Origin of the sequence: Acinetobacter sp. yr461 (assembly GCF_900110445.1) — a bacterium.
In the GTDB taxonomy this organism is placed as follows: Bacteria; Pseudomonadota; Gammaproteobacteria; order Pseudomonadales; family Moraxellaceae; genus Acinetobacter; species Acinetobacter calcoaceticus.
On record NZ_FODU01000002.1, the window covers coordinates 79,671 to 102,732 of the forward strand.

At 38.5% G+C, this 23,062-nt stretch carries 21 protein-coding genes; 14 read left to right on the forward strand and 7 right to left on the reverse strand.

Annotated elements, in window-relative coordinates; all coding sequences use genetic code 11:
- The first annotated feature begins 62 nt into the window (after positions 1–62).
- From BMW38_RS04855 to BMW38_RS04890, 8 genes are all read left to right on the forward strand, one after another.
- Entirely contained in the window at positions 63–998 is a 936-nt protein-coding gene (locus tag BMW38_RS04855; RefSeq protein WP_003650650.1) for an ABC transporter ATP-binding protein, read from the forward strand.
- Entirely contained in the window at positions 995–1,768 is a 774-nt protein-coding gene (locus tag BMW38_RS04860) for an ABC transporter permease (RefSeq protein WP_092706262.1), read from the forward strand. Before BMW38_RS04855 ends, BMW38_RS04860 begins: the two co-directional genes overlap by 4 nt.
- A complete protein-coding gene (gene queF / locus BMW38_RS04865) occupies positions 1,765–2,577 on the forward strand; it encodes an NADPH-dependent 7-cyano-7-deazaguanine reductase QueF (RefSeq protein ID WP_092706264.1) in 813 nt (270 codons plus the stop codon). Before BMW38_RS04860 ends, queF begins: the two co-directional genes overlap by 4 nt.
- A gap of 23 nt (positions 2,578–2,600) precedes the next feature.
- Positions 2,601–3,251 carry a hypothetical protein gene (locus BMW38_RS04870; RefSeq protein WP_092706266.1) on the forward strand — a complete coding sequence of 217 codons (651 nt, stop codon included), beginning with the start codon at positions 2,601–2,603 and terminating at the stop codon, positions 3,249–3,251.
- A gap of 127 nt (positions 3,252–3,378) precedes the next feature.
- The gene (gene rodA / locus BMW38_RS04875; protein WP_045430082.1) at positions 3,379–4,521 is read left to right on the forward strand and encodes a rod shape-determining protein RodA; all 1,143 of its coding nucleotides are present in this window, start codon (positions 3,379–3,381) and stop codon (positions 4,519–4,521) included.
- A gap of 19 nt (positions 4,522–4,540) precedes the next feature.
- On the forward strand, positions 4,541–5,542 hold the full coding sequence (gene mltB / locus BMW38_RS04880) for a lytic murein transglycosylase B (RefSeq protein ID WP_092706268.1): 1,002 nt from the start codon (positions 4,541–4,543) through the stop codon (positions 5,540–5,542).
- 289 nt (positions 5,543–5,831) lie between these two features.
- Positions 5,832–6,443 (forward strand): septal ring lytic transglycosylase RlpA family protein, encoded by a 612-nt coding sequence (locus tag BMW38_RS04885; protein ID WP_045430069.1) that lies wholly within the window; start codon positions 5,832–5,834, stop codon positions 6,441–6,443.
- Positions 6,444–7,013: 570 nt separating this feature from the next.
- A complete protein-coding gene (locus BMW38_RS04890; protein WP_004643497.1) occupies positions 7,014–7,463 on the forward strand; it encodes an Mpo1 family 2-hydroxy fatty acid dioxygenase in 450 nt (149 codons plus the stop codon).
- Positions 7,464–7,507: 44 nt separating this feature from the next.
- Here the strand turns inward: BMW38_RS04890 and BMW38_RS04895 are convergent, their stop codons facing one another.
- From BMW38_RS04895 to rpsB, 6 genes are all read right to left on the reverse strand, one after another.
- The gene (locus BMW38_RS04895) at positions 7,508–7,825 is read right to left on the reverse strand and encodes an AzlD domain-containing protein (protein WP_005046064.1); all 318 of its coding nucleotides are present in this window, start codon (positions 7,823–7,825) and stop codon (positions 7,508–7,510) included.
- 1 nt (position 7,826) lies between these two features.
- Entirely contained in the window at positions 7,827–8,543 is a 717-nt protein-coding gene (locus tag BMW38_RS04900; protein ID WP_092706270.1) for an AzlC family ABC transporter permease, read from the reverse strand.
- A gap of 93 nt (positions 8,544–8,636) precedes the next feature.
- Entirely contained in the window at positions 8,637–9,461 is an 825-nt protein-coding gene (locus tag BMW38_RS04905; protein WP_092706273.1) for an AraC family transcriptional regulator, read from the reverse strand.
- A 104-nt stretch (positions 9,462–9,565) separates the two neighbouring features.
- Positions 9,566–10,051: a DUF3465 domain-containing protein gene (locus BMW38_RS04910; RefSeq protein ID WP_092706275.1), complete on the reverse strand. Its 486-nt coding sequence runs from the start codon at positions 10,049–10,051 to the stop codon at positions 9,566–9,568.
- A gap of 65 nt (positions 10,052–10,116) precedes the next feature.
- Positions 10,117–10,992, reverse strand: a complete 876-nt coding sequence (tsf, locus tag BMW38_RS04915) for a translation elongation factor Ts (protein WP_092706277.1) — start codon at positions 10,990–10,992, stop codon at positions 10,117–10,119.
- A 140-nt stretch (positions 10,993–11,132) separates the two neighbouring features.
- Positions 11,133–11,885: a 30S ribosomal protein S2 gene (rpsB, locus tag BMW38_RS04920; protein ID WP_092706280.1), complete on the reverse strand. Its 753-nt coding sequence runs from the start codon at positions 11,883–11,885 to the stop codon at positions 11,133–11,135.
- Between the two features lie 210 nt (positions 11,886–12,095).
- On the opposite strand from rpsB, the gene map reads away from it, so the two are divergent.
- The 4 genes from map (at position 12,096) to BMW38_RS04940 (ending at position 17,352) form a co-directional block, all read left to right on the forward strand.
- Positions 12,096–12,920, forward strand: coding sequence for a type I methionyl aminopeptidase (gene map, locus BMW38_RS04925; RefSeq protein WP_092706282.1), 825 nt, complete (start codon positions 12,096–12,098; stop codon positions 12,918–12,920).
- A 206-nt stretch (positions 12,921–13,126) separates the two neighbouring features.
- Positions 13,127–14,197 (forward strand): OmpW/AlkL family protein, encoded by a 1,071-nt coding sequence (locus BMW38_RS04930; protein WP_092706284.1) that lies wholly within the window; start codon positions 13,127–13,129, stop codon positions 14,195–14,197.
- A 415-nt stretch (positions 14,198–14,612) separates the two neighbouring features.
- Entirely contained in the window at positions 14,613–15,959 is a 1,347-nt protein-coding gene (locus BMW38_RS04935; RefSeq protein ID WP_092706286.1) for an MFS transporter, read from the forward strand.
- Between the two features lie 178 nt (positions 15,960–16,137).
- Entirely contained in the window at positions 16,138–17,352 is a 1,215-nt protein-coding gene (locus BMW38_RS04940) for an MFS transporter (protein WP_092706288.1), read from the forward strand.
- A 243-nt stretch (positions 17,353–17,595) separates the two neighbouring features.
- Here the strand turns inward: BMW38_RS04940 and sthA are convergent, their stop codons facing one another.
- Positions 17,596–19,008 carry a Si-specific NAD(P)(+) transhydrogenase gene (gene sthA / locus BMW38_RS04945; protein WP_003650611.1) on the reverse strand — a complete coding sequence of 471 codons (1,413 nt, stop codon included), beginning with the start codon at positions 19,006–19,008 and terminating at the stop codon, positions 17,596–17,598.
- 196 nt (positions 19,009–19,204) lie between these two features.
- On the opposite strand from sthA, the gene lipA reads away from it, so the two are divergent.
- Positions 19,205–20,218, forward strand: a complete 1,014-nt coding sequence (lipA, locus tag BMW38_RS04950; protein ID WP_003650609.1) for a lipoyl synthase — start codon at positions 19,205–19,207, stop codon at positions 20,216–20,218.
- A 282-nt stretch (positions 20,219–20,500) separates the two neighbouring features.
- Positions 20,501–22,963, forward strand: coding sequence for an acyl-CoA dehydrogenase (locus BMW38_RS04955; protein ID WP_092706290.1), 2,463 nt, complete (start codon positions 20,501–20,503; stop codon positions 22,961–22,963).
- Positions 22,964–23,062 lie beyond the last annotated feature (99 nt).

Sequence of the window (23,062 nt, forward strand, 5' to 3'; positions counted from 1 at the left end):
TTACTTGGTTTATTAATCATTATCGCTCAAAATATACCCCTCTTTCATAATGTGAGAATTTCATGACTGATGCTTTGGTTTTAAGAGATTTGTCCAAAACATATCGTAATGGTTTTCAGGCGTTAAAAGGTATTAACCTCACTGTGCCTGAAGGTGAATTTTATGCGTTGTTAGGCCCAAATGGTGCCGGCAAATCAACAACCATTGGTATTATCAGCTCCCTCACAAAAAAAACCTCAGGAACAGTTGAGATTTTTGGGCACAACCTCGATACCCATCCATCTCTGGCAAAACAGCAGCTTGGTGTCGTTCCTCAAGAATTTAACTTCGGGCAGTTTGAAAAAACATTCGATATTTTAGTCACTCAAGCTGGCTATTACGGTATCCATAAAAAGATTGCAGAAAAACGTGCCGAACATTATTTAGAAAAACTCGGTTTGTGGGAAAAACGTAATATACAAGCACGTATGCTGTCTGGTGGTATGAAGCGTCGTCTGATGATTGCCCGTGCCATGATGCATGAGCCTAAACTTCTTATTTTAGATGAACCTACTGCTGGTGTAGATATTGAATTACGCCGTTCTATGTGGGATTTTCTAACCGAAATGAACGAAAGCGGTACTTCTATTATTTTAACGACCCACTATTTAGAAGAAGCAGAAATGTTGTGTCGTCGCATTGCGATTATTGACCGCGGTGTAATTAAAGAAGATACCAGCATGAAGAGCTTCCTTAATCAGCTCAATGAAGAATCATTTATCTTCGATTTAGCCGAACCGATTGGGCCGCTCCAGTTAAACATTATTGGTGTCAAGTTCAACTTAATTGATAGCAATACTTTAGAAGTCACGATGGATAGAGCGCATACATTGAATGACCTATTCCAGTTATTAGAATCTCAAGGTATTCGTGTTCACAGTATGCGTAATAAATCGAACCGTCTAGAAGAGTTATTTGTCAAAATGGTCGAGAAAAATCTTGAAGGAGAGGCAAAATGAATTTTAGCCAACTGCAAATTGCTCTCTGGACCATAGTTCGTAAAGAAGTACGCCGTTTTCTACGCATTTGGCCACAAACCTTATTACCACCGGCAATTACAATGAGTTTGTACTTCGTCATTTTTGGTAATTTGGTTGGTTCACGCATTGGACAAATGGGTGGCGTGAGCTATATGCAATTTATTGTGCCTGGCTTAATTATGATGGCTGTCATTACTAATAGTTACGCCAACGTGTCTTCCAGTTTCTTTAGCGTAAAATTCCAAAAAAGCATTGAAGAACTCATCATGAGTCCTGTGCCACTACATATTATTTTGTGGGGCTATGTGATCGGTGGTATTTGCCGTGGTGTATTAGTTGGTACAATTGTAACTGCAATGAGCATGTTCTTTACCGACCTTTTCATACACAACTGGTTCGTAACTATATATACAGTCTTAATTACTTCGGTTCTTTTCTCATTAGGTGGTTTTATTAATGCAGTCTATGCAAAATCATTTGATGATATTTCTATTATTCCAACCTTTGTTCTTACACCCTTAACTTATTTAGGTGGTGTGTTTTATGCCATTAGTTCCCTTGGTCCTTTTTGGCAAAAACTTTCTTTAATTAACCCTATTGTTTATATGGTTAATGCTTTCCGTTTCGGCATTTTAGGTCATAGCGATGTGAATGTTTCATTCTCTTTAATCATTGTGACATCATGCTGTGTTGTACTTTACGGAGTTGCTTACTATTTACTTGCTCGTGGTTCAGGAATGCGTGAATGAGTGTCGAACAGTCTTTGTTGGGGAAAGAAACCCAATATCCAACTAACTATCAACCTGATGTTTTATTTCCAATTGCCCGTGCTCAGTCTCGTGAAGCCTACTCGCATATTGAAGGCATCACACAAGGTAAAGATTGGTGGCATGTTTTTGAAATTTCATGGTTAAACGCTCATGCTATCCCGCAAGTTGCTATTGGCAGAATTACGCTACCTGCATCTTCACCGAATTTGGTTGAATCTAAGTCATTAAAACTTTACTTCAATAGTCTTAATTTCACTCAGTTTGATTCTAAACAGTCCTTCATTGAAACTGTTGAAAAAGATCTCTCCGCTGCGGCTGGTGCAAAAGTTGAGTTAACCCTATTTCAAGTAGATGATTTAGAGATTTCTAAGCCTCAAGGTATTTGTGTTGACGACCTCACTCCAGAGCGTTTAGAACAACATCCTGATGCCACTCTTTTAAAACTAGATGAGTCTGGTGAAGAAGTCGAAGTTGAATTGTATTCTCATCTTTTAAGAAGTAACTGCCCAGTCACGGGACAACCTGATTGGGGTACAGTTTTTATTCGTTTTAAAGGCAAAAAACCTTGTTATCGTAGTGTTTTAGCTTATATTATCTCGTACCGTCAGCATAACGGCTTTCACGAACAGTGTGTCGAACAGATCTTTGCCGATATTTGGCAAAATCTACAGCCTGAAAAGCTGATGGTTTATGCAACTTATACTCGTCGCGGCGGACTTGATATTAACCCTTGCCGAGTATCGGATCTTTCATGGATGCCAAAACCGATTCGATTGGCACGACAATAAAACGAATAATTTGAGGATATACCATGCCGTTTTTTGGTTTTACCCCTTCTGAAGGCTTATTGAACGATATACAAACTGGAATTGCGAATAAAAATTCTAGTGAACCTTTATATCCACTTCGCGATAAGATTGCTTTACAACTTAATGAAGAAATTATTGATAATGTCTTAATTCAGTTAGTTCAGCATTTTCCAGCAAGTGAAAAGCGCGATACTGCCGAAAAACTAGCAGGCTATGTCAAATCAACTGTTGCTGTTCTTTTAAAGCAATTGCTAAGCAAAGCACCAAATGATGTGGTTAAACAGTCAGTAGAGTTTTCTGAAAAAAGCTTATTTAAAGACCCACAAGGCCAATATAAAATAGGCGTAAATTTAGATGCAGGTTTAGTGACTAACCTTAAGCATAACTTTACTGAGCTTGAAGCAGGCAATGACATTAATAAAGCTGCTTTAGCTGAATTATATAAACAATTCGGCGATGCGATGATCAAACACTTCATGTCTGATTTTAACAAGACATTAGACCTTGGCATGATTAAGCGTAAAGCAGCAGATATTGGTGCAGCAGCTGTAACAAAAGCAGTTCACATTGCAATCGACAAACTGATTCCAAGCTTAAATCGCACTGAACTTAAAGCGATGGCTGAATACCATGATAGTCTATTCTTTAACTAATAAAAAATAGACTATCGGAAACCTAGCGAGAGCTAGGTTTTTTTATTGCAAAATATTGATATACATTGCCATTCACCACGTTTATGTTAGCATGCGCCAAGCACTGATTGACCTTAGTTAACGCCGCATGTCTCCTAGCCCACAATATAAATTTTTACGCCAAGCTCCTCGAGATGGTCTTAGCACCGCTATGCAACCGTCAAAGTGGCAACAACTCCATGTTGACCCTTGGTTATGCCTATTTCTGCTCTTAAATGCTTTATTAGGTTTAACCGTACTATATAGTGCTTCTGCACAGGATGTGGGGTTAGTGAGTAAACAAGCCATGAGTTTTGGTATTGGCTTTTTAGTTATGTTTGGTCTAGCCCAAATTCCGCCCAAGGTCTATCAAGCTTTTTCACCATATTTTTATTTGTTTGGCTTATTTTCACTTGTGGCAGTCATGGTGTTTGGCGAAGTCCGAATGGGTGCTCAGCGCTGGATTGATATTCCCGGTTTCGGAAGTGTCCAACCCAGTGAATTCATGAAAATCGGTATGCCCATGATGGTTGCATGGTTTTTAGCACGTAAACCCCTTCCCCCTAGCTTTTCACAAGTTGTTTTATCCTTAATGTTAATTGGTATTCCTTTTTTACTAATTGCAGAACAACCCGATTTAGGGACATCAGTGTTAGTGCTAGCAAGTGGCATATTTGTTTTATTTTTAAGTGGACTATCATGGCGTATGATCGGTGCTGCAGGAGCGTGCGCTGCGGTCATCATTCCAATTGCGTGGGAATTTCTTTTACACGACTATCAACGTCAAAGGGTTTTAACGTTGCTTGACCCAGAGGCGGATGCACTCGGTACAGGTTGGAATATTATTCAATCTAAAACTGCGATTGGTTCTGGTGGTTTTTCGGGCAAAGGATTTCTTGAAGGAACTCAATCACATTTGCACTTTTTACCCGAAGGTCATACCGACTTTATTATTGCCGCGTATTCCGAAGAATTTGGGCTCATCGGTGTACTTATTTTAGTTATTCTTTATTTTGCTATTATTTTTAGAACATTCCAAATCGGTTTACAAAGCTTCCATAACTATGGACGTTTAGTTGCTGGCGCCTTTGGTTTGTCATTTTTTGTGTATGTATTTGTAAATGCGGGAATGGTCAGTGGTATTTTACCTGTAGTAGGTGTTCCTTTACCTTTTATGAGTTATGGCGGAACAGCTATTATTACTTTAATGGCCACCTTTGGTTTAGTCATGTCCATTCATACACATCGATAATCTGGAATTTTAAAACGATATGTTGTCTCAACACTTAAATAAAACTTTAAAAATGCTCGCTTTGTGTACTGGTTTAATCAGTACAAGTCACTTCGCTCAGGCCAACGATTTTGCAACACATCCTGACTATGTAAATTTTAAACAAAAAACCATGAGCGCTTATGGATTAAGTGGCGATCAAGTTGATGCAGCTATGAGTGGTGCAAAAAATTTACCAAACATTCTAAATATTATGACTCGTCCAGGGGAAAGCAAACCTTGGTATGACTATCGTTCTATGTTTTTGGTTGAAGGGACAATTCAACGTGGTGTCCGTTTTAAAAACCAATATGCAGATGCTTTAAATCGCGCTGAACAACAATACGGTGTATCTCAAGCAGTCATTTTAGGTATTTTGGGTGTTGAGACAGGTTATGGCGCCAATAAAGGTTCTTTTATTACACGTGATGCCTTAGCCACACTTGCTTTTGGCTACCCTCGCCGTGCTGAATATTTTGGTGATGAGTTAGCTGCTCTTATTGCATGGACTTATAAAGAAGGCTACCCAACAAATAGTATTGTAGGTTCCTACGCAGGTGCAATTGGCTATCCACAGTTTATGCCGAGCAATATTAGTAAATATGGGGTCGATTATGACGGTAATGGACATATCGATTTAAGAAACTCTGCAGAAGATGCAATTGGTTCAATTGCAAACTACTTAGCAAAACAAGGATGGCAACGCGATCAACCTATCGGGTTTATGGCGCGTTACACGGGGTCAAATCCAGAAAGTATTATTGCTAAAGATTTAACTCAGCCTTTTCCATATGGGGCATTAAAGACACTAGGTATTTCACCATTAAATCCTTTAGTTAAAATTGATGATCTGGATATGGTGAATGTTATTCAATTACAAGACTATAATGGTCCAATTTACTATTTAACTTACCCGAATTTTCAAGTGATTACGACCTATAATAAGAGTCGTATGTATGCGACTGCTGTATGGTTATTAGGCACTGAAGTGGCTAGCCGATAGGCTAGCTTTTTTATGAGTTATGTAAAAGTCAATAAATATTTTTGTTAAATAGATCACAATACGCACAAATTTAATATCTTGTTACACTTTTGGCTATTTTTTAACCTAGAACTGTAAGTTTTTGCCCTTTTTGTAACGATTTCTCGTTAAAGACTAGACACTCTCCGTAAGCGATGAATATTATCCACCCCAATGTAGCAATTGCAAAAGTGAATAATCAGACATGTTCACTTTAAATTTCAGTCAATCGCTGAAAGAAAAAAGTACATGTTCTCAGGAGTTTATACAAATGCAGTTATCGCTGAAATACGTTCTTGCACTGACGGCTAGTTTAAGTATGGCCCCATTGCACGCTGAAATGGTGCAATCATCATCATTAAATAATGATGTAGATGGCTCTAATTTAGCAGCTCGTGTATTGAGTAAAGATACTCAAAATTTTAATTCTCGTTTTTCTAACATTAACAGTCTTTCAATCACTGAACGTTCTGGCGATCAAATTCGTCGTCAAGCGATCGCAGCAAAAATTGAAATCCCTGAAGATGAGCCTTCAGTGATTGAAAAACTTAACACAGTAGCTTCAAACACTGTTCGTAAGTTTAGCCAAACTGGCATGGCTTCATGGTATGGTCGTCAATTCCATGGTCGTAAAACAGCAAATGGTGAAACATTCGATATGAATGCTCTCACTGCTGCTCACCGTAGCCTACCATTGAACTGTTACATCCGAGTAACTAACAAAGACAATGGTAAAAGTGTGGTTGTAAAAGTAAATGACCGTGGTCCTTTCCATGGCAATCGTGTACTTGACCTATCATACGGTGCTGCTAAACGTCTTGGTATTACCAATGCGGGAACTGCAAAAGTAAATATTGAACGTGTTGATGGTCCAACTTCATAAGTTATAGCCTCTAGAGTTCATGTAAAAAGCCGCAATTTTTTCTGCGGCTTTTTTATGTTTTAAACTATAAAAATAATTTCTAACTTAGGTTAAAAAAATTATCTTTTTTAGCCCTTCTCCACCCTTAAATTTGAATATTTTTTACACAAAAAAGTACGTTTATCTTATCCAAGCTTATTTTGCTTCTAAATTGCATTTAGAGCGACTTTATTAAATTTCCGCTACCCTAGTACCATTTTTATAAAATTAAGGCTAATTATGGCGTTTTTAGAGTAGATAAGTAGAGCTTTTTCATGCAATTTTCCCACCTATCTCAAAATCACACTTTTTTTGATGATTTCATCATCTAGCAACCTATAAAAAATATTCTGAAATATTGCATCATTCTCAAGGTTACATTGAGTACTTTTTCTATCACCCAGACATTACATTTTTCTCATGTTCTTTTTAAATCTTTATTGCCAAGTTCCTATAGTTGAATAATACCGCTTTCTTGTCGCCTACCTTAAGAACAGGATAAAATATACTCAGAAAAAATAAATCAAATCTAAAACAAGGAGTGTGCCATTAATGAAATCCATTACAGAATGGTTTGATGAATATAGCGAAAGCCATCAAAACCCAACCAACAAACAAATTCACTGGCTCTGCGTTCCTGCCATTTTATTTTCTATTATTGGAATCATTGCCCATTTCAGCGCTTTACTCACAGCCCTATTACTTGTACTGACTCTCGTATTTTATGCACGTTTAGATCTTGTACTTGCTGTTGCAATGGCTGCTTTACTGGTGGTTATGGCGTGGCTTATTTACACCCTACCTGTAGGAGTAGGATTTTATATCGCTATTTTTGTAGTTGCTTGGGTCGGACAGTTTTATGGCCATAAAATCGAGGGCAAAAAGCCATCTTTCTTTAAAGATTTACAATTTCTACTGATTGGACCAGTTTGGTGCATGGATGCCTATCTAGGAAAAATCTTACCTAAATGGAAAAGCAGACAAAAACACGCTCTTTCCTAATGATTAAATTAAAGCTGGATCATCTCGATTCAGCTTTTTACATTTTACTGATTTATTAGAAAATTTATAAAATAGAAAAAAACTAAACTAGCGATAACACTTAAAAGTACTCTTTTTAGATAAATGGAAATTACAATACAAAAGATTGCTGCATAAATATAAGAATTATCTAAAACTCCTTTTAAATTATCGCCATCAAAAAAAACAACTGGAATACAAATTGCTGTTAATAAACAGGGAGCAGAATAATTAAGCATCTTATTCATAATAAGAGGCAGTTTAATTTTAACGTTAGGCTCTAAAAAATAATAACGATTAAAAAAGACGATTGCTGCCAAGCCTAAAATCATGAACCAAGACATATTATCGCTCCTTCTCTATTTTTTCAGTTAACACAGCAACCAACATCCCTAGTAATCCTGAAAGTAAAATCGCCCCTTCAACTTGATAAAATTTAAAGAAAAATCCGCTAAAACAGGTCATTAGCACACCAGCAAGTACAGGCAACCCCTTACATAACGGTACGATCATGGCAACAAAAATAGCCACAATTGAAAAATCTAAATGATAATTTAATAAATCAGGAATCACTGTTGCTAAAAGTATTCCTACCAAGCTAAACACTACCCAGAATAAATAAAAAGATAGACCTGCACCCAACAGGTATTCTGGCTGCCTTTTTTCACCGGATGCACATACCGCAAATAATTCATCTGTTAATAAAAAACCCAAACTTAATCGTTTCGAAAGAGGCAAAATAGAAATGTCATTTCTTAAAGTTAATGCATAAATAAAATGCTGAGCTGTTAAAAAGAAAATCGTCACATAAATTGTAAAAGTGGATGCACCTTCCATTACCATGCTTAAGCTAACTAATTGCGCTGCTCCAGCAAAGACAATTCCTGACATCGCAAGCGCCTTATAGAAAGATAAACCTGCATGAATTGCCATAGAACCTGCTAAAATTGCCCATGGAATAACAGAAATTGACAACGGTAAAATATCCATTGCACCGCGTAAAAAAAGATAAGATGGCTTATTTTTTGGAAACTCAACCGACTGATTAAGCTGAATATTCATATATAGAATCCAATATAAGAAGCATTTCTATAACATGCTTGATGAAAGCCGACTTATATTGAATAAAATTGCTGTAAATAAATTTTTAATAATTTAGTTATTTAGACTAGCTACATATTGAGTTGGCGTCACGCCCATTGCTTTTTTAAAGTGGCGATTAAAATGGCTTTGATCAGAAAAGCCACACTGCTGTGCCACCATTGCAATTTGGTCACCCTGTTTTAATAATTGTCTTGCTTTTTGTAAGCGCGCTTGAACAAGCCAAGCATGAGGTGGCAAGCCCACATATTTTTTAAATTGTCTTAAGAAATGCCATGCGCTCAAGCCCACCATGTCAGCCAGATCTTGCAAAGAAAAATTCGTTTCAGGCATTTCTACCAGTAACTCTTTAACTCTTAATATTTTTGAATATGCCTCTGGCAACTCACAAAAAGTCTGATTTGATTTACTATGTCGCTTCATTAGACAGGCTAAAGTAGACAAATACATTGTTTCTTTGAGTAAGAAATTATCTTTTTGTTCCAATAAATCAAAGAGTAAACAAAGTTGTTGGGCTAAACCCAAGTCACGAATCACAGCTTGAGGAAACCACGGCGCCCCACGTGAATTTTCAAAAAAATCTTGACTGACTTCTTCCAACATTTCAGGTGTGGGATAAATCGCCCGATATCGCCAACCCGACTCAACAGCAGATGAACCCGTATGAATCTCGTCAGCATTTACTAAAATAATATCGCCTTTGGGAGCTACATGTAGCTGGCCTGTCCTAAAAAAAGACTGTGCGCCCTCTTCAATCACGCCAATACAATACCCTTCATGAGTATGCTTCGAAAATTGCGTTTGGTGATAATGTGCTTTTAATAACTCTAAACCGCCCAGCTCTCGCACATGCAGATAATCGGCTTGCTCCCGCTGCATAAATACGTCTCATCCATTCAATAAAAAAACCATAGCATGTTTTAAGAAACTGAATAGAATAAAATTGCTCTATAAAAACAATCTCTTTATTCGTTTATTCGGCTTTATTGATAGATTTGCCCATCATGTTTGAGCCAACCGCTTTCATGACGACTTTGTGGATCACGATGAGTCCAGTGTAATACACCACCTTTAGGGTTGTATTCATATTCACCATAAAACTCTACCACGTCACCTTTTCTTAAATTAGGAATTTTAGGTGCTAAATCGATATTATGTGCGACTAAAATTGAAAGGCCATTTTTTAGAACAAGAATAAATTTCTGGTGTCTCGACCCATCATTATCATCTCTTAAAATTGCTTTGACCCGACCACTTCCCTGCACTTGAACATTACTTTGTCTCTGCTCATGAGCAGCTTTTATGTTATCGACTCCATTACTTGGTAATGTAGTTTCTGTATGCCGAGCTTCGGGTATGGTTGATGATGGCGATTGATTTTGCTTATGCCCAGATAAATCCAGACCAAAATATCCAGCAACCAATAAAATAATGACACTGCCAATACTAAGATTTTTTTTATTTATCATTCTAAGCCCTCATTTTAGTCGAGATAAAAAAAGCCCCAATGGGGCTTTTTTTATTGTGATACGAATTACTTCGCAGCAGCTTGAGCAGCAGCAACTTCTTCAGCGAAGCTAAGTTCTGCTTTTTTCTCAATACCTTCACCAACTTCAAAACGTACGAAGTTAGCAACAGTAGTACCAGTTGCTTTTAATACATCAGCAACTTTTTTGTCGTTGTCGATTACATACATTTGACGATCAAGAGCAACTTCGTTCAAATATTTATCAACTGAACCAGTTACCATTTTCTCAACGATGTTAGCTGGCTTACCAGATTCTAACGCTTTCGCTTCAGCAATTTCTTTTTCTTTAGCGATAAGGTCAGCAGGAACAGCTTCAGCATTTACAGCTACTGGGTTGAATGCAGCAACGTGCATTGCAATACCTTTACCAGTATCAGCATCACCAGTATAAGAAACTACAACACCGATTTTTAAACCGTGTTTGTAGATAGCCAAGTTTTCGCCTTCAACGATTTTCGCGCGACGAACTTGGATGTTTTCACCGATTTTTTGAACAAGTGCAATACGAGCTTCTTCAACTGTTTGACCGTCTGCTAATTTTAATTCAGCGATTTTAGCAGCATCAGTTTCGCCAGCAGCTAAAGCAGCAGTAGCAACAGCTTTTGAGAAGTTAGAGAAGTTTTCGTCTTTAGCAACGAAGTCAGTTTGACAGTTAACTTCAACTAAAATTGCTTTATTGCCTTCTTGAACGATAGTGATTGCACCGTCAGCAGCAATGTTGCCCGCTTTTTTAGCAGCTTTTGCTTGACCTGATTTACGAAGGTTATCAATCGCTAATTCAACATCACCATTAGATTCTGTTAATGCTTTTTTGCATTCCATCATTGCAAGACCAGTACGGTCACGTAATTCTTTTACCATGCTCGCAGTAACTGCAGTCATGTTGTTCTCCTAAATACGGTAGAAAAATGAATCTGTTCAACAAAAACGGCCCAAAGTGTTCTCTGGACCGTTCTGCTTTCTTGACGCTTAATTTGCCACCATTACATGTCGCAAAAATGACAATTTTGCATCAAAATGCATTAAGCCTCTGGAGCTTCTTTAGCAGCTTCTTCGCCTTTAGCTTGTGCATTTGCTTGTGATTGAGCATATTCTTTACCAGCAAGAATCGCATCAGCCATAGCAGAAGCATATAGAGTTACTGCACGGATCGCATCGTCGTTACCCGGAATAACGTAATCAACGTTGTCTGGGTTAGAGTTTGTATCAACGATACCGATAACAGGAATACCCAAGTTCTTCGCTTCTTTGATTGCAATCGCTTCGTGATCAACGTCGATTACAAATAACGCGTCAGGTAAACCACCCATGTTTTTAACGCCGCCTAAAGAACGCTCAAGTTTTTCCATCTCACGAGCACGTTCTAAAGCTTCACGTTTAGTAAGCTTAGCAAAAGTACCATCTTGAGATTGAGTTTGAAGATCTTTTAAACGGTTGATAGATTGGCGAAGTGTTTTCCAGTTCGTCAACATACCACCTAACCAACGGTGATCTACATATGGTTGACCAGCGCGTTGAGCTTGTTCACGGATGATGTTAGAAGCAGCACGTTTTGTACCAACAAACAAAACTTTGTTCTTTTTGCTTGCTAATTGGTTAGCGAAGTTCAAAGCATCATTTAACGCAGGAACAGTGTGCTCAAGGTTGATGATGTGAATTTTGTTACGCGCGCCAAAAATGTATTGACGCATTTTTGGGTTCCAGAAACGTGTTTGGTGACCAAAGTGCGCGCCAGCTTGAAGAAGGTCGCGCATGCTTACGTTGTAATCTGCCATTTTCTTTACCTTAAAGTTTGGGTTAGGCCTCCATATATCCGCATTCTCCACCCTTTTACAGGCACCCAGAGTAATGTGACGATATATGTGCGGATTTTTTACGCCATCTATCAAAATTGTTCGTAAAAGATATTCACGAAAAGCATTTGATAAAATGGGCGGCTATTTATACCATAGACACTTGTAAATTACCAAAAGTTTTTAGAGATCATGAACAGTACTTATACAGCTCCACGTCGATTAATCAAAACTCCAGATGAAATTGAAAAAATGCGCATTGCAGGACGACTGGCGGCTGAAGTTCTAGAGATGATCAAGCCCTATATTAAGGCAGGTGTGAGCACACTTGAACTTGATACCATTTGCCGTAATCACATTGAAAATGTACAGCATGCTATTCCTGCCTGTGTCGGCTATGGTGGCGCTCCTGGACGCCCTGCTTTTCAGCACTCTATTTGTACTTCGGTTAACCATGTTGTCTGTCATGGTATTCCCTCTGAAAATAAAATCTTAAAAAATGGCGACATCCTGAATATTGACGTAACTGTCATTAAAGATGGCTATCACGGCGATACAAACATGATGTATGTCATCGGTGGCGAAACCTCTATTTTGGCTAATCGTCTATGCAAGGTTGCTCAAGAAGCCATGTATCGTGGAATGGCAACTGTTAGAGATGGTTCATATTTAGGTGATATCGGCCATGCAATCCAAAAATATGTCGAATCAGAACGTTTTAGTGTAGTACGTGAATATTGTGGTCACGGTATTGGAACTGTGTTCCATGATGAACCTCAAGTATTACATTATGGTCAAGCGGGTACCGGTATGCGTCTGGAAGCAGGTATGACTTTTACCATTGAACCTATGGTAAATGCGGGCGTATGGCAAACTAAACTATTAGGCGACAAATGGACTGTTGTAACGAAAGACCATAAACTTTCAGCTCAATATGAACATACTATTTTAGTGACTCAAACGGGCATTGAAGTTTTAACTGCGCGCCCTGAAGAAGACTTATCTCGCTTCAACTAATCATTTAATTACATTTAATAAAAGGCTACTTTATGTAGCCTTTTATTATTCATTATGTATTTTTAATTAATAAATATTGCTAAATATAAACAATTATTTCAAAAAAATTACAATTATTAATTTTTAATAAACAATCATTTTTATAAAACACGGTATGGTTGGCTCAATAAAAATCAGTAAACAAATGCCGGACATGGAGTCCTTTTATGATGAAAAAGTCATTATTTTGTATGACAGCTGCCTTTTTTGCTCTGCCAACAGTCACCTCAGCCGCTTCTCCATATTTTAGTTTAAAAGATGGTGATGGCTTCAAACGTTTTTCAGTCTCTGCTGGTCCTTTATATGTCAAGCCTACAGGAAAAGCTCAACCTTTTAGAATTAATACATCTGTTAAAGAAAATGAGCAGTCTAAGGTCGGAGATATTAAAGTAAAAACTATTCAAGATAATATTTCGGACAGTAATAGTAATGTTGTGCTGGAAGAGCTCATTGATGTTATTGGTTTAGGTACTGATACCATTCCCGCATGGTTAAGTGGAACAGCACAAGTACGAGGTTTGAGTCAATGGGATGCCGAGAATACTGGGTTAGAGGCAGATGACGTTACTACCTTAGGACTCATGAGTAATTACTTTTTTACAGATAATTTTTCATTGGAGTTAAAAGCTGGTATTCCCCCTAAAGTTGATTTACAAGGTAAAGGTAAGATTTATGCACCTTTTTCTGCTACTGCAAAACCTGCTGGTGGAATCCTTGGTTCGATGGAGCTTGAAAATAATCTTTTCATTACAGATCTTGAAGGACACGGAAGTGCTGCGTCAGCACGCGCTTGGACTCCAGCATTTGAGTTTCAATACCATTTTGGCAAAACTGGCGTAAATAAATTTAGACCTTATGTTGGTCTAGGTGTGATGTATGCCTATTTTAGCGAATTAGAAATGAACCCAGAAATTGAGAAAGATTTAGTCAATGCTGGCCATATGATTGTAAACATTAAAGACGGGAAAGCAGGAGCAGCTTTAGAAAGAAAAACTAGCTCTGGTGATCCTAAAGTAGAACTTGAAGCATCCGATGCTATTGCTCCAGTAGCAACTTTAGGATTTACCTATGACTTTAATGATAAATGGTACGCTGTAGGTTCTGTCTCGTATGCTCACTTAAAAACAGATACGACCATTACAGTGAGCGACGCCAAATATGGTGAATTAATCAATGCAAAAGCGGATATCGAAATTAACCCGATTTTAGGTTATGCAGGGGTCGGTTACCGCTTCTAACTTTTGTGTTATGTAAAGCTATAAAAACTTATGCACGTTTTTATAGCTTTCTTTCAATCTATAAGCTCCTACAAATTGCTTCTTTTTAAATCAAAATGCTAAAAAAATGAGCATTTCTTATAAACACAACAGATAAAACTAACTCCCTATACTCTTATAACCCTCCTCTCGTTTCGATCTTCTTTTTTTAGTTATTTTTATCTTCACAAACTAACTTAATAAAATTAGAAAGTAATTTTTCCTTTTTAGTAAAATTCATTTTTTGGCACGCCCTTTGCTTTATTCATAGCATAATGAATCAACGCTGATTCAATGAATAAACCAAGACGGCCAACGATGTCCGCTCTGATCGGTCTGCAGATAGGCAACTTATTGCCATGCAAATTAAATTTCGTTCAGTTCAGGGGGACGGCGTATGTCTTCAAATGTAAATCTAGATGCAAAAAAAGCAACTGAGATTAAATTATTCAGTTTTTCAACTCCAGCAATGCGTGCCTTCCACATGACATGGCTCGCTTTCTTTGTATGTTTCTTCGCATGGTTTGCGTGTGCACCATTAATGCCCGTTATTAAAGGTGAGTTTGGATTAACAAAAGACCAAATTGCCAATATTAATATTGCTGCTGTTGCCATTACGATTTTAGTTCGGCTTATTGTCGGACCACTCTGCGATAAATATGGTCCACGCATTACGTACACCATCCTCCTATTAGTCGGCAGTATTCCAGTATTTGGTGTAGCTGCTGCCAATAGTTATGAATCTTTTCTGTTCTTTCGCTTACTCATTGGCGCAATTGGCGCAAGCTTCGTAATTACGCAATACCATACAAGCATTATGTTTGCTCCTAACGTTGTAGGTACAGCAAACGCTGCAGCAGCTGGCTGGGGAAATGCTGGCGGTGGTGCAACGCAAGCCTTAATGCCTTTATTGCTCGGTGCAATTGTGATGTTTGGTGTTGAGCAAGCCATGGGATGGCGCGTGGCATTAATCGTACCTGGCGTAATGATGGTTATTGTTGGCATCCTTTACTGGAAATTAACTCAAGATTGTCCTCAAGGAAACTTTAAAGAAGTCCGCGCACAAGGTATTGAGGTTGGTAGTGGTAAAAAAGGTGGTACAGCAATTTTAATGCAAGCCGCTCGTAACTATCGTGTCTGGATTTTATTTTTAGCATATGGCGCAAGTTTCGGTATTGAGATTTTCATCCATAACGTTGCAGCAATGTATTATGTTGATCAGTTCAAAATGGATTTGAAAACCGCTGGTTTAACTGCAGGAATCTTTGGTTTGCTGGCATTATTTGCTCGTGCACTTGGCGGGATCATCTCCGATAAAGTAGCGCTCAAAAAAGGATTAGATGGTCGTACAAAAGTGCTCGTACTCATGATCTTAGGTGAAGGTTTATTCTTAATACTCTTCTCACAAATGAATGGTGTTGCTCTCGCAATCATTTCTATGACCATTTTTGCACTGTTTACTCATATGGCTTGTGGTGCAACTTATGCACTTGTTCCGTTTATTGACCGTAATGCATTAGGCGGAGTTGCAGGAATTATTGGTGCAGGTGGTAACGTTGGTGCTGTCGCAGCTGGTTTCTTACTCAAAGGTTTACTTGATGTTCAAACTTGTTTGTTTATTTTAGGTGGTTTGGTTATGGTCGCAGGCTGTAGCGTAATTTTAATTCGCTTCACCACCGAACATAAAGAAAAAGAACAAGTTCTTTTTGAACAAGCATTACTTGAACGCAATTCCGCAGCTTAATTTTATTGTTTATAAGAAGCAGAGATCAAAATAATTTCTGCTTCTTTTCTTTTTTTCACAAAGCAATACAACCTTACTTACTCTTTAGCTCGCCTTAAATATTCTATCTAAACATATCGATATTACTCGATATATCTTCTACAATAAATCATCACATTATTATAATTTTCTATTAATCATGACTAAAACTGGCAATCAATTTTCTCAGCCCCTCATCTATATGTTGATTGGCAGTGCAATTATTCTAGCTCTTTCTCTAGGAGTCAGACATGGTTTTGGACTCTATCTAGTACCGATGAGTCATGAGTTTGGTTGGGGGCAACATGTTTTTAGCCTTGCTATTGCTATGCAAAACCTGATCTGGGGAGTCGTTCAACCTTTTACCGGCGCAATTGCCGATAAATATGGCAGTCGAATTGTTGTCGCAGTCGGTGGCATGCTCTATACCCTCGGCCTACTCTTAATGGCTTTTAGTTCTAGTATTTTAATTTTAAATTTGAGTCTAGGTCTTATCATTGGTTTAGCTTTATCAGCAACCTCATTTACGGTTTTACTCAGTGCAGTAGGTCGAGCTGCTCCACCAGAAAAAAGAAGCATGGCAATGGGTATTGCTAGTGCTGCCGGATCTTTCGGTCAGTTCATTATGTTGCCATCTACCCTGCTCTTACTTAAAACAGTGGGATGGTCAGCAGCCCTGATGGTGAGTGCGCTATTAATTGCTTTTATTATTCCGCTAGCGCTTATGTTAAAAGGGTCAAGCAATCAAATACCAAAAGCAATTGCTCAGCCTCAACTCACATTTAAACAAGTGCTTAACATTGCCAGAAAACATAAGCCCTTCTGGTGGTTAGCTTTAGGCTTTTTAGTTTGTGGATTCCAAGTCGTCTTCTTAGGTGTACATTTACCCGGCTATTTAATCGACCATGGATTTGACGCGGCTACTGGCACTGTATTTCTGGCATTGGTAGGCCTATTTAACGTAGTGGGAACTTACGGTGCTGGTTGGTTAGGAGATCGTTTCTCAAAACCTAAATTATTAATGGCACTTTATGGCAGCCGTGGCATCGCGATCATTGCCTTTTTGTTATTACCTTTAAGCACTTATACGGTATATGCTTTTGGCATAATTATGGGCCTTTTATGGCTCTCTACAGTTCCGCTCACAAATGGCATTGTGGCAAATATGTTTGGCGTTAAATACCTTTCCATGCTGAGTGGTATTGTGTTTTTCACCCATCAAGTCGGTTCTTTCTTTGGTGGATGGCTTGGCGGCGTTAACCATGACTTAACAGGTAATTACAATGCGATTTGGCTATGTTCTATAGCCTTAAGTATACTAGGAGTGATTGTTCACTTCTTTGTTAATGAGGAGGCTGTTATTCATGACGCATAATGCCTTACTTTTGAAAACAATTATGGCTTTTATCATCGCTGCATTTTTGGTACTTTCTATAATTTTATGGAAACAAACACCAGATTTATTTGAATATTTTAACCAAGCATTTTGTGCCCACTAAAATATAAAGCACGTAAATCACTCATCAGAACTGTCATAAAAATATAAAAATCGTATGATCTAATGAAAATAAAAAAGCCCGCAGATTTGCGGGCTTTTTTATTGAAAACTTATTTAAAATTAAAACAAGCGATTCATACCATTGAGCGCAGCTACGCGATATGCTTCAGCCATTGTTGGATAGTTAAATGTCGTTTCAACAAAATATTTCAAGGTATTGTTTGGGCTGTGCATAACTGCTTGCCCAATGTGGATAATTTCAGCAGCGTTATTACCAAAACAGTGAATACCTAAAATTTCCATCGTGTCACGGTGGAAAAGAATCTTTAACTCACCCACTGTATCACCCGTAATTTGTGCACGAGCTAAATGACGGAAAGAAGCTTGACCCACTTCATACGGAATTTTTTCTTCCGTTAATTCCTGTTCATTTTTACCAATTGATGAGATTTCCGGAATGGTATAAATACCCGTTGGAATGTCTCGTACTGGTTTAGCATCTTCACCACTCATGTTTGCGCCAGCACAGCGCCCTTGGTCATAAGCAGCCGAAGCTAATGAAGGCCAACCAATCACGTCACCAGCAGCATAGATATTTTCAACTTCAGTTTGGTACTGATCATTTACTGAAAGTTGACCACGGCTATTTGGTACTAACCCAACATTCTCAAGGCCTAAACCTTCTGTGTTTCCTGAACGGCCATTACACCAGAGAATGGCATCGGCTTTAATCTTTTTACCACTTTGTAGATGTAGAACCACATGGTCATCAAACGTTTCAAGATGATCCATTTGTTCATTGTGACGAATCAATACACCTTGTTCACGCAAGTGATAAGACAAAGCATCAGCAATTTCGTCATCTAAATAGCTTAATAGTTTTTGCTGAGTATTGATCAAGTCAACTTTATGGTCTAGACCAATAAAGATTGAGGCATATTCACAGCCAATAACGCCAGCACCATAAATAATGATTTTTTGAATTGAGTAATCAAGATCAAGGATTTTGTCCGAATCGAATACGCGAGGATGGTCAAAGTCGAGACCTTGCGGATGGTATGGACGACTACCTGTCGCAATCACAACTTGTTTACAAATAATTGTTTCTTTAATGCCTTCATGGCTGAAAACTAAAACTGTATTTTTATCTTGAATATATGCACGCCCGTGGAATACACCGATCTTGTTACGATCATAAAAGCGTGTATGTGTATCAACCTGTTGTTGAATCACTTTATGTGCATTACGCAAAACCTGTTTCATGGTGAACTGTTTCCATTCACCTACTTTTTGAAACATTGGATCACGCTGATAGCGAATAATACTAGAAACTGTTTGACGTAATGCTTTACTTGGAATGGTTCCTACATGTGCACAGTTACCACCAAGTTGATCACGCACATCTACAATTGCAACACGCTTACCCGCTTTTGCAAGCTTCATTGCCGCGCCTTCACCTGCAGGTCCAGAACCGAGAACTACCGCATCGTATTTAACGAAATTCCCACTAACGACCTCTTTTTTACGTGGCATTGAAAGCTCCTTCCTCTCTTGAATGACCATATTTTATAATAGATTATGACTAATATGCGGTGAATTTATGTATTTCTCAACCCTATATTTCTGAATAACCACATTTATTATATGAATAGTTATTTTCCGCTATTAACTGAAGAACTTCGCTATAATACAATGTCAATGTCTCTATAAACGAGTGGAAAAGTTAAATATGTCAGAACACCGTAAACCTGAACAGGGTGTAAAACTTCGTGGCGCAGAAAAAGTCGCAAGAATTCCTGTAAAAGTTGTACCTACGGTTGAAGTGCCGCGTAAACCTGACTGGATTCGTGTCAAGATGACGGCACCAGAAGAAGTTCAGCGTATTAAAACGACTTTACGTGCTCAAAAACTCCATACCGTTTGTGAAGAAGCAGCTTGTCCTAACCTCCCAGAATGTTTTGGTGGCGGTACAGCAACATTCATGATCATGGGTGATATTTGTACACGCCGTTGCCCTTTCTGTGATGTTGCACATGGTCGTCCAAATGCGTTAGATGCTGACGAACCTCGTCACATGGCAGAAACCATTTCCAATCTGAAACTCAAGTACGCAGTAATTACTTCTGTTGACCGTGATGACTTGCTTGACGGCGGTGCACAACACTTTGTGGACTGTATTAAAGAAGCTCGTGCGCTTAGCCCAACTACATTGCTTGAGATTTTAGTACCTGACTTCCGTGGACGTATGGATATTGCTTTACGCATTATGACTGAATGTCCGCCAGACGTATTTAACCATAACATTGAGACTGTACCTCGCCTATATAAAGCCATGCGTCCAGGTTCAGACTATCAACATTCTTTAACCTTACTCAAAATGTTTAAAGAATATTGCCCAGATATTCCAACAAAATGTGGTTTGATGGTGGGTATTGGTGAAACTGAAGAAGAAGTCATTGCATTACTTGATGACTTACGCGCTCATGATGTGGACTATGTCACTATTGGTCAATATTTACAGCCTTCTAAACAACACGCACCAATTGACCGCTTTGTAACACCAGAAGAGTTTGAACGTTATGCAGAGCATGGCCGCAAACTTGGTTTTAGAAATATTTGGTCTGCACCAATGGTTCGTTCAAGTTACTTTGCTGATCGCCAATACCATGGTGAACCAGTACCAGAAGTTCGTCGTAAAGTAGATCCTGCTAAGAAAATTGCTGTTCAGGTCGTCGAAGCTTAATAAATTAAATATCTATAAAATGCCCTCTGTATTAGAGGGCTTTTTATTTGTATAAGAAAATCAATAACATTTCTTGACAAATCAATAAAATAACCCCTTACACTTTCACTCAAAAATATCTTATACCTAAAAGTACGATATATCCCTGCTCTAGCATATACATCAATATTTGCGACATAAAAACTCAAATTTAAACAGCAACAAAATAGCTAGTTAAGCCTTAAATATCTCCTCGCTTTTGTAACTTCATCCACTTGAGGGCTTAGCTAGTAAGGAGCAAGTATGATTTTCCTACTCTTTATATTAAGTATTATTATTCAGCTTATTGCAGTATGGGCAATTTTCTTTTTTAACTTAAATAAAGTTCTTGGTAGCGGTGTGGCCATTATTATTGCCATACTTTCAGCGTTCTTGCTAACACCATGGTCTCTGCTTTTAGGTATTCCAATTATTGCGCTCAGCATCATTATTTTAGTTGAGCCATTACGATTTAACCTGATTACCAAGCCAGCCTATAAGACGTTAGCGAATTCAATGCCGAGCATTAGTACCACAGAACAAGAGGCTTTAGAGGCTGGTACCAGTTGGTGGGAAAAAGAATTATTTATGGGAGCACCTGATTGGTCTCAATTTGAAAAGTATCCCTACCCAACCTTGTCAGAAGAAGAACAAAGTTTTATTGATAATGAAGTTGAACTACTTTGTAGCATGCTCAATGAATGGGAAATTCATCATCACTTAAAAGACCTTCCTCCTGAAGTTTGGCAATTTATTAAAGATAAAGGTTTTTTAGGACTCATTATTCCGAAATCGTTTGGTGGTAAAGAATTTAGCTCATTCGCACAAAGTCGTATTATGAGCAAAATTGCTTCACGCTCACTCACCACCGCGGTGAGTTGTATGGTTCCAAATTCGTTGGGACCCGGTGAGCTGCTCATGCATTACGGTACCGATGCTCAAAAACAACAATATTTACCCGGTCTTGCCAAAGGTGAAGAAATTCCGTGCTTTGGTTTAACCAGTCCAGAAGCGGGTTCAGACGCTGGCGCCATTCCAGATTCAGGCGTTGTTTGTTACGGCGAATATGAAGGTGCTCAAGTTCTTGGTCTACGCATGAATTTCTCTAAGCGCTGGATTACGCTTGCCCCAATTGCCACCGTTGTTGGCCTCGCATTTAAACTTTATGACCCAGAAGGATTACTCGGCGATAAAAATAAAACAGAATACGGTATTACCTGTGCCTTAATTCCTGCAAGTCATGCGGGAGTTAAAATTGGAGCACGTCATTATCCGGGTTCTCCATTTATGAATGGAACAGTAGAAGGAGAAGATGTTTTTATTCCAATTGACTGGATTATTGGTGGACAAGAAAATGCCGGTAAAGGCTGGCGAATGCTGATGGAATGCTTAGGCGTTGGCCGTGGTATTTCCCTTCCAGCTTTAGCAACAGCAGCAGGTGAAATGAGCTATCTCACCGTAGGAGCTTTTGCGAAAATTCGCCAGCAATTTAATATTTCTGTCGGTAAATTTGAAGGCGTACAAGAAGCGACCAGTGAAATTGCAAGTGATGCCTACATGCTTGAGGCATTCCGTTATTTAGTCACTTGCGGATTAAATCAAGGTGGAACACCTGCCGTGATGACCGCTATGGCAAAATATTATGCAACTGAAACGATGCGTAAAGTAGTCAATCACGGAATGGATATTGCCGGAGGACGTGCAATTCAACTTGGGCCACGCAACTTCCTTGCTCTCACCTACCAAGCAATTCCAATTGCAATTACAGTGGAAGGCGCAAATATTTTAACCCGTTCATTGATGATTTTTGGTCAAGGCTCAATGCGTTGTCATCCTTACCTTTTTGAAGAGTTGCAACTACTTCAGTCTGAAGATAAAAGCACTTCAGTCAAAAAATTCGATGATTTATTATTTAAACATTTAGCCTACACCTTTAACCGTGGCGCAAAATCATTTGCTTATGGTTGGACAGGTGGTTCAAGCGATGCTCCTCAATCAGTAGATCAATTTACTGCCAGTTACTATAAGACGATTAACCGTTTTAGTGCCAACTTTGCTTTAGTTGCAGATATGGCGCTTGGCTTACTCGCAGGAGACTTAAAACGCAAAGAGATGCTGTCAGGACGTTTGGCCGATATTCACGCACACCTTTTTATTTCTACTGCAATTTTAAAGTTTTATGAAGCGGGTCAAAAAACTGAAGCTGAACAACTTCACGCTAAATTAGCTCTGCAAAAAGCTTTCTTGAATATTCAGGAAGCATTTTGGGGTTTATTTGAAAACTTCCCAGCTAAACTCCCCGCAGCATTTGTGAAATGGATCTGTTTCCCTTTTGGTCGTGTGATTTCAAAACCCGATGATGAGTTAAAACAGCAAGTCGCTGAACTCATGATGCAAGAACATCCTTTCAGGGAACAACTCAAACATCACGTATTTTATTCAACCAAAGCCGACGATGTGACTGGTCGTTTAGAACATGCATTCCAGATTTTACGAACCCTTGAACCACTTTGGGATAAGTTTAAAAAAGCTGAATCTAAAGGCAAATTTAAAGGACTTACTTTCGAGGAGAATATCGAAAACGCTACAAAAGAAGGTTTTATTTCTGAAAGCGAAGCTCAGCAATTATTGCAATACAACGCAATTCGATTCGACAGCATGCTTACAGATATTTTTGATGAAAACTTAAATAAAGATCTTCCTTTATCGAACCCTCATCAAATTTAGTGACTGATGCCTCCACTAATTCACTATTGCAATCACTTTTGATTCGCATTAATTAATAAACAGCCATAAAAGCGTCAATCGACGCTTTTATTTTTAGGA